Here is an 11,655-nt window from a genome sequence, read left to right on the forward strand (position 1 = left end):
AACACCTTTTCTCTTTTGCTAATTATTTAAATATAAGAACATACTTTAGTATACTGAAAGGAATCCTTTTTACAATGTGCTAAGCTCAATTAATTGTTGCATCATTGTGAATTACCTAGTTTTACTTTTTCTTTTTACGAAATAATTCAATTGTTTTATATCCTTGGGAAAGAATTTCGATCATTTTCTCAAGACGTTTTTCACGTGTTTTTTCTTGTTTGACAGAAAACAGATTACGTGCCCAATCTTTTTTGTATCCAGGTGTTAAACTTTGATAAAACTTAAGTTCATTTGGATGATTAACTAATAAAGCTTCAACATCTTGAATTCGATCTGCATAATCAGCTACACATTGGCTCATTGCAGGCGTTTTCGTCGCTTTTTTCTTCTCACGCTTTAAACCTACAACAGTAAAGATGTCATCCATACTTACCATTCGCGCAAATTTAATATCGCTTTCTCCCACATATCCATCTTCTCCAACGTTTAATGCTGGAAACATCTCATCACGGTGAATAAACGTACTGTAGCGAGAATTACCTTTTTTCGGATATGCGAAGAATATGTATCCTTTTTCAATTAATAATTCTTCATTACTAATAATATAATTCGTTTGTTTCACCATTTCATCCAGTGTTTCTACAAAAATAAAAATAGCATCGTGTTCTTTTGAAAATGCAGTTTCTTTTCCTGTAAAAACTTCGTAATCACTTGGTTCATTAATAACAACCATATTCGTATACTTATTAAGTTTCAATTTATCGATAATTGACATGAAGATCTTCCTTTACATTTAAAATTCATTGTTTATCCTTTTTTATACTGTTCTAGTGTATTATATCTATTAAGAAAATCAAACTTTAATAATTGTTTTAAATTAAAATAACCGATTCTTCATAAGAACCGGCTAGCTATTCGCGTTATCATAACTCAATAGCAAATAAAGTATATAAAAGCTCTCTATATTGCTCTTCTGTAATTTCACGTTTCGCTTTTTCGCCATGAACTATTTCAGTGAAACTAGTATTGGTTAAAGAGACATGACCAGATTCCGTCAATTTCACTGCAATTGGTCCTTTATTGAAAATAGATTTCTCATCTTCTACTACTCTTTTTTGAACATCATTCACTACTATTTCATCAATGATACGATTATAAAAAGCATGACATACTTTCCACTCACCGTTTGTATCTTTTCTTTCTAGAACGTAATTCCCTTTACTCGTATCTTTTCGTCTCACTCGATACGTACCATTTTTAGAAGAAACAGCCTCACCAGTAAAAGGTACAGGGACTAGAGGTACTAATGAAGCAATACCTACATCAATTACGTATCGTACGTTATCATAATTTAGAATAATCGTTATATGTCCATTCTCAAGTGCCCATGCGTTTATATCATTTTTATATACGGTACCTAATGCGAGTTGTACATCATAACCACAATCTTTTAAAAAGTAATAAAAAAGCGTATTTAATTCATAACAAAGTCCACCGCGGGATGTACTTAAAATTTTATTCTGTAAATTTTCCATAGTAATTGTATTCGTGTTACTTGCTATAACATCTAAATTCTCAAATGGTATAGTGTGTGCAAATGCAAAAAGAATTGTATTTAATTCTTCAAACTTCACTTTAGTACGCTTTGCAAGATTCAATCTTGTAAAAAGCTTATGTTGTAGACTTGTCATAGTCAGCACCCCTTAAAATGTATAAGTTAAACTAGTATATGCTGATTGTAATTTTGATGGGGTACTGAAACAATGTACATTTCGTTTAACTGTACCGGTACAAAAAGTCTAACCAACAAGATTACTTAAGATAAGAAGCTACGAATACAAATGTAATAGTTTGTCTATAGGTAAATTATTATGATCGCTTAAATCAACAAAATACTGAAGCTGCCACATTTGGCTCTTTTTAGCTTGATTACTGACAGGATTATCCCATATAGGATAAATCCGCATAGCCATCTTTCCTTTTTGATTTTGTGTTCTCAAGATTTTTTCCTTAAGAAGAATTTCTTTAGGGAAGATAAATTGTCCTAGTTTATTATCATCTATACAAGTAATAATTAATAAGTCAGGAGCAGCGTCATAAGAGAATGCTTGATTTTGCATATCGTCATCTTTCTCCCAAAAAGAAACAAATTGACCAATTTTATTAGGAGTAATTTTGGATTTTCTAAAACGGATGGTTTTGTTATTTAAGTGAAATATACATCCTGCATATTCTGCGTTTTGCTTTTCTTCTTTTAGATTCGTAATTATTAAATTGTTAGGTTTGTAAACTATATTGTTTAAATGTCGGATCGTATCATTAAAATTATTCAAGAAAACTCCCCCTTTATTCATTTCTTAGTTTACCACAAACGTCAGTTCTTCTATATCGTATATAATCATGAACTAAGTGAAATCGGGGGATTTAGCAAGATATAATTATTACTTTAATGTACTTAGTTTTTCAATTGCTTGTTGTTCAGTTGCTAAGTAAAAAATATCTTTACCTTTATTACATTCATAAATAAAATCCTTTAAGCTTTTACTAGTATACATAGAGAAATCTCCAACAATAGCAAATTTCACCTTGTAATTTATAAATTTTTGAAGGATATCGCCCGCAAGACGTGTTTTTAGATCAAAGAAATCTTCACTTATTAAAGATTTATGGATAATAATATGCTTTGCATCTACCTCATATTGAACAGTTGCCATAGTATCTAATGCAGATTGAACATCGGATATTAATACCTTATCATTTCTAATGACCGCAATATTGATTCCATCGATTACTACTTTCTTTATTTCCATAGTCTCACCCCTTTATAATTTACACAGTATAAGTAAAATTGTTTTACAAAACTTCGTATGAATCATAGATTAAATTAGCCGCAGCTATTAAAATCGCCTCTATTTTTTATTACTAATACGGTCAATGAAATTAATTTTACTTGTTAAAGAAATATTGTGGCGTAACATAACTTAACAAGCTATCCAAAGTGTTAATCTCGGCATATGGTTGTATTTTGGTAGTATTCTTGATTTTCTGAGGGTTAAACCACACACCTTTTATATTTGCATTTTGAGGACCAGCAATATCCTTTTCTAAGTCATCTCCAACAAATAATACATCTTCTGGTTGCACATCAAGTTTATTTAATGCTAGTTCAAATATACGTTTATCCGGTTTACTCAATCCTACTTCTTCAGAAATAATGATCGTATCAAAGTAATTGTTTAAATTTGTGTTAATTATTTTAGCCTTTTGCCTTTGAGTTGAGCCATTTGTTATAATTCCAACTTCAAAGTGCTTCTTTATATGATTTAAGAAATGAATAGTATTTTTGTCTATTGAAAAACATTTAGGGAAATTTTCATTCCAAAAATCTTGGATATAATTGCGTTGCAACCTATACTTCGGCGGAAATTCATCAAACAACGATTCTAAAACTATTGTTTTATCACTCATGCCGTATTCCCTTTTATCATATTCTTTAAATTTCCGTAGCATATTGTTTTTAACTGTATCACTAACATCTTCATAACATTTTTCTAAAACAAATAAAAACAATGTATCTACTGCCTTATCCCTATTAAGTAACGTATCATCTAAATCAAACAGCATAGCTTTATAACCCATCAAATAACTTCACAACCTTTCTATATTTCCTAGATATCATCAAAAGTAATCAAAAAAACAATTCATATGAAAGAGCTCGTAATAGAACGATATTCTAAGAGTTAAATCAAAAATCCTTTTTCTATTTGTTAATTGATGTGAAAATAAACAATTTCAACTAAGGTAGTAGGTGAATTTTTTAATCGTAATTTCGAACTTTCAGATTAATTTGAAATTATTTTGTGATAAGCTGTACGTAAAGATTAAATATAAAGGATGATTCGTATGCAAATTAAACCAAAGGCAAGTGAATATAACTCCTATTATGCAACGTATGTTAACTTAGTATCAGAAGGAAATATCATACAAATTTTAGCGCAACAAATAGAGGAAACAAATCTTTTATTAAAAGAGATTTCTGATAGTGAGGGACTTTTTCGATATGCTCCTACTAAATGGAGTATAAAAGAAGTAATCGGCCATATTGCGGATACAGAACGTGTTATGGCGTATCGCTTGTTATCTATCGCTCGAGGCGAGACAGCAGAACTTCCAGGCTATAACGATGATATGTATGTTCTTAAAGCTGCTTTTGATAAGCAATCTATGCAAGATCTTCTTGAGAATTTAATAGTTGTTCGCCAATCTACCTTGCATTTACTGAAAAGCTTAGATAAAGACACTTGGTTACAAAAAGGATATGCGAACAAATCTGAAGTTACAGTTCGTGCATTAGCATACATCATAGCTGGACATGAGCTTCATCATCTACAAATTATAAAAGAACGTTATCTAGGTTCTAATGCATATCCAGTAAGTTAATACTTGAAGAAAAAGAGTCCCATTTATATAGGACTCTTTTTTGCTATTTATAAAATTCACCACGCAAGATGCAAACGAGCCCTTATACATAATTTTCTTCAGACTGATATACTATAAACACAATAGTTCTAGAAAGGTGATGATATTATGTATGAACAACAAAATAATAGGGATAGAGATCAAAAAATGATGTTTTTTATGCAAGGAGTTCCCACAAATAGAGTTAACATGAATCAATTGCCAAAATGGATTAGAATCTTCGGCTATTGTGCGTTTGGTTGGATGATACTATTTAGTTTCATTATGATTGTAGGTTTAATTCTGCAATAACGATACATTCAAAATGTTAACGGAACAGCATTTAGATTATACATCTAGGTAACAAGCTATTTTATTACCTAGATGTACTACTCATTCCTTTTCATCTTCATGAATGTAAATAAGTGCATTGAACATTCAACTTGTGAAGAATAGTAATGAGGGTGATAAAGGTCTATACTCACAATCCTTTTGATTTGTTTTTGGATGGTAAAACATGTTTCTCTACTCTTTCATATTGAGTAAGTAATTGCCTAATTAAAGATAATTTCGGTACTAACCAATGCGAAAATACCGCCGAAATACATCCTATTAAAGCCCCTACTGCAACATCAAAAGGATAATGAACCCCTACCCAAATACGAGAGATCGCTATACAAAGCGCAAGTATAAGCCATAGCCATCCAGTTTTTTTACGAACAAGCGAAAATGAAAAACAAATTGAAAAAAAGAGAATCGTATGGTCACTAGGAAATGAATTATCTACAGCATGGTCGACAAGTTTATTAACATCAGGCAATACTGCAAACGGTTGATAATTCAGATGGAATTTCCCTGCTATTTTTCCAATCACCTCAGCAATTACAAAAGCAACCATCGCTTGAATAACCATCATCCTACTTTTTCTAGATCCAATAAACCAATAAGTTAAAATAATTAAAGCTAAAATATATACCATATATTCTGCCAAAAATACTATGGCCGGGTTTAGGAATGAATATTGTTTACCTAAATCATTAATGGCTCGAAAAATATCGATATTGAATTGAGAAAAAGACATTTCAAATCCCTCCTTATTAGTATGGTGTCTTACTGATTGCCATATACTTTTATTACATGGATAGTGTTGGTTATTGTACACACCTAAAAATACCAACCTCTTATGACACCGCTTTCTTCTTTTTCACTTTAATAAAAAAAGAAAAAGGAAAACATCGAACTTTCTTACAATCATTCATGCATTCTTACAGTTTTGTCATTTTCTCGTCACTTTGAAAATAGATTCATCGTCTTGCCTTTTGCTATATTCATAAACTCGTATATCCACAATTACGGAAACCCTAATCACACATAAAAAAGAGAAGAACCTTGGCGAGTTCTTCTCTTTTTGATTGATTAAATTGTAATACAATTACAGTATGTGAAATTATACTATTTTAACTTTAAAACAAATGAACTTAACGCAGGAACTTTAATTTTATTGTCATGCACAACATAAAGGGATTTACTTCCCGCCTGCTTCCCGTCTACTAGTACTTTCCAAGGACCTTTCGATGGAAGTGTTATTTCAACAGTTTCTCTATTTGCATTGTGAGCCACCGTAAAGTATTCATTTTTATTCCCCTCTATTGTATAAGCTACAGTATTTTTCGGAGCATCAATAAATGATACATGTGTTTTTATTTGCTCTGCAGATGTCATTCGAAAAGCTGAGTACTTTTTGCGTAATTCTATTAAACCTTTCATATAATCCACTTCATTATTAAACGTTGCACGGCGCAACCAGTCCATCTGGTTAATTGAATCTGGAGATTTGTAACTGTTATGATCACCATATTTCGTGCGCATAAACTCTTGTCCCGCATGTAAGAACGGAATACCTTGTGATGTTAATAAAATCGAAGAAGATAATTTATGCATTTGTTTTCGCACTTCTTCACTGTCACTTGGATTAGTCAACTCAAGTTTATCCCATAATGTAAGATTATCATGTGCTTCCACATACGTTAGTACCTGCTCTGGATCTTGGTAAGTCGACGATTTTGTATCGTAGTCAATGCCTGCGGTAATACCTTTTTTAATACGGTCTTCCATGTGTTCCTTTCCATTTACAAACCCATTTTCTTTCTCTTCAAATACACTACCTTTTAATCCATCACGTATATTATCGTTAAAATGAGCAATCCCTTTCATTTTCTCTGCATTTTTTTGATTTGCTTTCAACTCTGCTGCAAGAGGTGTATTTAAATCCCAACCTTCTCCATGCAGTATAATAGAAGGGTCAATTTGATTAACAGCTTTACGTATTTCATTCATCGTTTCATAATCATGAATACCCATTAAATCAAAACGGAATCCGTCTAAATTGTATTCTTTTGCCCAATATGTGACGGAATCTATCATAAATTTCCTCATCATTTTTCTTTCTGAAGCCGTATCATTTCCTACACCGGTTCCATTTGCAAATGTTCCATCTTCATTGTAACGATAATAATAACCGGGAACTAACTTATGAAAATTAGATTCAGCAGCATTATACATATGGTTATAAACTACATCCATAACAACACGAAGATTATTATCATGTAGTGTTTGAATCATTTGTTTTAATTCAGTTATTCGAACAGTTGGCTCGTATGGATTTGTAGAATAGGACCCCTCTGGTACGTTAAAGTTTTTTGGATCATATCCCCAGTTATATTGTGGTTCGTTTACATTCTCTTCATTTACTGAAGCATAATCAAATATCGGCAAAAGCTGAACGTGTGTAACACCAAGATCTTTTATATGATCAAGTCCTGTTTTCACATCTTCAGGCCCTCTTGTTCCTTTTTCTGTTACACCTAAATATTTTCCTTTCTGTTTAATGCCACTTTCGGGCTGAATAGAAAGATCACGTACATGCAATTCATAAATAATAGCATCTTCCGGATTTTTTAATTTAGGCTTTTTGTTAGTGTTCCATTTTTTCGGATTTGTTTCTTCTAAATCAATAACCGCACCTTTATCTCCATTTACAGAAGCAGCACGTGCATAAGGATCAACTGCTTCTGTCCACTTATCACCAATTTTTACCTTATACGTATAATAGAGACCTTTTTGATTCCCTTTAAGTTCTGCTTTCCAGGTGCCCTTTTCACCTTGTTGCATATTTATTTCAGTACCTATTTTATCGTTCCATTTTTTATATGTAACTAACTTCGCTTCACTCGCAGTAGGAGCCCATACACGGAACTTTGTATGTTGCACGGTATATGTATTTCCTAAATCGTTACCACCATAATAAAATAAATGATCAAATTCCTCACTACGAATGACTTTACCAATTTCAGTATTCGTATCAGCTAAGTTTTCTATTTTAACTTTGTATGTTTGTTTTAAATCAATTTTCTGTTCCGTAATTATTTTCACCTTATTCGTAATATCTCCACTATTTATATCATAAGGAGTAATATTCTTAATTTTAATACCTTCAATTTCGATTTTCTGTTCCTTAATATGAAATGGAACATTCGTCGTTACAGTGATTTCATTGAAACTATCAATAGTTGCTTTTTGAATTGATAGATCCGAAGAAGGCTTAGCGTTATATACCTTTTCATCACCAGAAAGAATCCATACTTCAGCACGACCGTCCTTTATATTTTCAATCCAACGATCCCCACCATCTTTTTCCCACTCATTTGTACGAATGATGAATCCTACACGATTATAGTCACCATCTATATTAATCTTAGCGTACTTTCCAAATTCATCTTCACCAGTAAATTCATAAGATGTACCATTTGCATTTTCTCCCCATAACCAAAGATTCCAGTCTTTTGTATTTCCAAGCTGCTCTTTGTAATGAACGATAACTTCAGTTATTTTCGAATTTGAAACTGCCTTTACACTTTGAAACGAGAAAACAGATGATAACATAACGATTATAGTAAGCAATAAAACTGATTTGTTAATTAATCTTTTTGTCATTTGCACTACATACACCCTTTCTTTAAATAGTACGGACGATTTATTATGCCCGTACTGCATTACACAATTTAAATTAATCTAGAAATCTCTTTTGCTTCCCCCCGTATTGGTTATTTTCACATATGTATTTCAATGATCTTTCCAATACGAAAACGTTTGCATTGATTGTTAAAAAAATAGTTTATTTATGTCTTCATATATCTGTAAATACGAAAAGATCAGGGAAATTATTTTAAAGCAATCGTTTGTTATCGCTTTCATTTTATAGCACTTCCCATTAAGGGGTCAATATATTATTAATTTTCTGTTTTTATATACTATAAACCTAAAATCTTTGTCGCAACTTCTTAAAGGTAGAGTACCTAATTATTGCTTAGTAAGTTTATTTTTCAAATACATTGGTATGAAAAAAACAGCTAATATCCTTAAAACGACATTAGCTGTTTTTCATAATGTAATAATATATGAATAAGAACTATATTTCTAACTTACTTAATTTTTGCTGCATCAAATGCCTTTTGTACTGTTTGAACTTCAGCTGAATTTGCACCATATTTGTTAGTTGCCACTCGAATACATGCTGATCTTAATTCTTTGAAATTAGAAGTCATGTTTAACTCATCTGTATTTGCGTAATAGAAAATATCAAACATTTTATCTTCACCAATTCCTTTAACAGTTACACCGTTATGAGTTCCGCCTTTTGCGATGAGATACGCAACTTTATTGATAATGCTTGAATTAAAATGAACGCCACCTTGATCCCATCCATTAAAATCATTAAATTCGCTGTAATCATCTGGATAAGGTACTCCAAGTGAAGATGGAACAGAGGCTGGGTTTTCCATATCACGGAAGACAGATCCAGTTTGTTCTCCCATCGTCCAGTTAAAGCTTCCATTATTTACGTATTTCTCAATAGATGTTCCCATAATATCAGATAGTGCCTCATTAATCGCACCAGATTCACCGTAATATTCAAGATTAGATTCACTAGAAGTAACAGCATGTGTAAATTCATGGCCAGCTACGTCATATGCTTTGACGATAGGATCACCATATACAAGCATACTTCCATTATTAGCACTCAATGCATTCTGCCAATTTTTCGGATCATTCGTCTCTTCAGAATCCCAAGCGTGTACAACTGAAACTACCTTTTGTCCCTTATTATCAAAGCTATTACGGTTGTATTTATCTTTATAAAAATCAAAAACTTTTGTTGCTAAGTAATGAGCACTTACTGCTTTTGGATCGTTAAATGTTGTTGAAGTACTAGTTGCTAATGTACCAGGATAATAGCTTTCTTCTTTCGTAATATCTCTATAATTCACATCATATGTTTCAATTCCTTGCCCTCTTGTATAATCAGCCAGAGCATATTTGCCATTACTTTGTTTAGAAATACCAAATGAACGAGAGATCCCTAAATCATCTTTTCCAGTGCCCGTTAATGATGTAAGACTGCTTTTTTTACTTTTCTTTAAGGCTCCAACTAGTTTTTCACTTGCTTTCAAGTTAGACTCTTGTACCATATTTTTTAACATATCACCATTTTGTGCATTTACTAAATATGTTCCGGAAACATATTTTGGTGTTGCCGCTTCAAATGTAACCTGGTATGCATTGCTAGCCTGTCCATTATTTTCATCAACAAAAATAACTTCCTTAACTTCTGGCTCAGAAATAAAATTGATATCGTTCCCGTACTTCGTATAAATATATTGTTTCGCTTCATCTTTTGATAGATTGATAGGCTTTTTCAATTCTTCTTGTTTTAAATTTTGCGCGCTATCGCCTGAAACACTTTTAATAACACCGTTATGATCTACGTGTGCAGTTAATTGATGGCCATATACTTCTTTTCCTTCATATGTTTGCTGTATACGTACAAGTGTAGTCCCATCATATGAACCACGTTTTTGAAGAACTTTATAATCTACTCCAGTTTCTCCATTGACTTGCTTTGGAGAAAGAGCTTGTTCTGTTTTCTCCTTCAGAGCATCTTTTACTACATTCTCTGGTGCCTTTTGTGACGGTTGTGTAAGTTCACCTGAACGGAATGATTCCTCCTGAATTTGAACTTGTAGTTGATCTGTTTCCTCTGCATGACCTACTCCGTATGGTGCTACTGCTGTTAAAGCTAAACCTGTTGTTAATGCTACCTTAGTTAACGTCTTTTTGTTTTTCATTTTTTCACCTCGTATAATTTTGAAATAGAAAGCTTGTACAAAGTATACTTGCTGTTCCTGTCGAAAAAAAGGGAAAATACACAATTTATGTAACATTATGCAAAATTACATAATATAAGGACGATGATTCAAATTAAGAACAACTTATATAAGTGCATGAATTTCAATAAAAAAAGAGCACTTTAAGGTGCTCTTCAAATACGATTATAAATTATGCATTGTGTCATTTATTAGTATATGCTCGTCTCATTTAATTGTTTATTTAATGTTTTCTCTACCCAATAATCTTTTAAAAATATATCATCCAATACACCGGTATCCTCCGTTACTATTTGATTAGCAAATAAAAAATATAGTAAAGATAGTGCTAGATAGAAACATACTACTTATTTGCATTCATATTTATTGGTACTTTTTTAATTGGCACAAATAAATCAACCTTTAACTTTCCTTCTAAATCTTCTGCAACATTATTTAAGCAAAACTCTAAATTATCTCTATCATAATCTGCATCATATTCACTATTTGGTAGCCACTCTGCGTACATGTATTGATACGCTACACTTAATTTATGAGGTTCATCATAGAATTCGTATAGAGCGTATAGACCTCCATCTACACTTTTAAATTGCACACCCTCATGTTGTTCTTTCTCAAAGTTTTCAGGTATGGTCACGCAAGCATCATGGCAGCACATATGGCTTGCAACAAGTTCAGGATTATCTAATGAGATTCCGATAAATGATTGCTCCGGTGGATAAAGCTTATTTTCAATAGACCAGTTCAATAACTTTCCCCAATGATCTTGTGGTTCAAAGTAACTGCCCGTTCGTCTTATATATGCCACTTCTAATGATGGTAAATTTTTTATAATCACTTTCATATACATCACTCCCTTTAACAAATCTCTACTCAAATTATTTAGCCTTTATTTTCATATATTCCTTCATAAATAAAAAATACCCTGCCACTTTTATACTAAATAACATAATAGAATTCCTTTCATCGTCCT

11 protein-coding genes are annotated in these 11,655 nt (G+C 32.0%); 2 read left to right on the forward strand and 9 right to left on the reverse strand.

What is annotated here, in order from left to right; all coding sequences use genetic code 11:
• Positions 1–121 precede the first annotated feature (121 nt).
• The 5 genes from NST14_RS13780 to NST14_RS13800 form a co-directional block, all read right to left on the reverse strand.
• Entirely contained in the window at positions 122–775 is a 654-nt protein-coding gene (locus NST14_RS13780) for a YdeI/OmpD-associated family protein (protein ID WP_229142753.1), read from the reverse strand.
• A 148-nt stretch (positions 776–923) separates the two neighbouring features.
• Positions 924–1,691 carry an arylamine N-acetyltransferase family protein gene (locus NST14_RS13785; protein ID WP_048557899.1) on the reverse strand — a complete coding sequence of 256 codons (768 nt, stop codon included), beginning with the start codon at positions 1,689–1,691 and terminating at the stop codon, positions 924–926.
• A gap of 138 nt (positions 1,692–1,829) precedes the next feature.
• A complete protein-coding gene (locus tag NST14_RS13790; protein ID WP_001058770.1) occupies positions 1,830–2,333 on the reverse strand; it encodes a MepB family protein in 504 nt (167 codons plus the stop codon).
• A 108-nt stretch (positions 2,334–2,441) separates the two neighbouring features.
• Positions 2,442–2,810 (reverse strand): DUF4180 domain-containing protein, encoded by a 369-nt coding sequence (locus NST14_RS13795; RefSeq protein ID WP_000403460.1) that lies wholly within the window; start codon positions 2,808–2,810, stop codon positions 2,442–2,444.
• Positions 2,811–2,946: 136 nt separating this feature from the next.
• Positions 2,947–3,639, reverse strand: a complete 693-nt coding sequence (locus tag NST14_RS13800) for an HAD family hydrolase (protein WP_048557900.1) — start codon at positions 3,637–3,639, stop codon at positions 2,947–2,949.
• Between the two features lie 264 nt (positions 3,640–3,903).
• Here NST14_RS13800 and NST14_RS13805 point away from each other — a divergent pair, with 264 nt between their 5' ends.
• Together NST14_RS13805 and NST14_RS13810 are read left to right on the forward strand one after the other, a co-directional pair.
• The gene (locus NST14_RS13805; protein ID WP_048557901.1) at positions 3,904–4,440 is read left to right on the forward strand and encodes a DinB family protein; all 537 of its coding nucleotides are present in this window, start codon (positions 3,904–3,906) and stop codon (positions 4,438–4,440) included.
• 147 nt (positions 4,441–4,587) lie between these two features.
• The gene (locus tag NST14_RS13810) at positions 4,588–4,770 is read left to right on the forward strand and encodes a hypothetical protein (RefSeq protein ID WP_000273226.1); all 183 of its coding nucleotides are present in this window, start codon (positions 4,588–4,590) and stop codon (positions 4,768–4,770) included.
• A gap of 169 nt (positions 4,771–4,939) precedes the next feature.
• Here NST14_RS13810 and NST14_RS13815 read toward each other — a convergent pair whose 3' ends face one another.
• From NST14_RS13815 to NST14_RS13830, 4 genes are all read right to left on the reverse strand, one after another.
• Positions 4,940–5,539, reverse strand: a complete 600-nt coding sequence (locus NST14_RS13815) for an undecaprenyl-diphosphatase (protein ID WP_048557902.1) — start codon at positions 5,537–5,539, stop codon at positions 4,940–4,942.
• Between the two features lie 371 nt (positions 5,540–5,910).
• The gene (gene pulA, locus NST14_RS13820) at positions 5,911–8,457 is read right to left on the reverse strand and encodes a type I pullulanase (protein WP_229142754.1); all 2,547 of its coding nucleotides are present in this window, start codon (positions 8,455–8,457) and stop codon (positions 5,911–5,913) included.
• A 482-nt stretch (positions 8,458–8,939) separates the two neighbouring features.
• Positions 8,940–10,643, reverse strand: a complete 1,704-nt coding sequence (locus NST14_RS13825; protein ID WP_061536528.1) for a M4 family metallopeptidase — start codon at positions 10,641–10,643, stop codon at positions 8,940–8,942.
• A 382-nt stretch (positions 10,644–11,025) separates the two neighbouring features.
• Positions 11,026–11,526 carry an AraC family transcriptional regulator gene (locus NST14_RS13830; protein WP_048557905.1) on the reverse strand — a complete coding sequence of 167 codons (501 nt, stop codon included), beginning with the start codon at positions 11,524–11,526 and terminating at the stop codon, positions 11,026–11,028.
• Positions 11,527–11,655: the final 129 nt, after the last annotated feature.

It is taken from the genome of Bacillus sp. FSL W8-0519 (genome assembly GCF_038005585.1).
Lineage (GTDB): Bacteria > Bacillota > Bacilli > Bacillales > Bacillaceae_G > Bacillus_A > Bacillus_A paranthracis.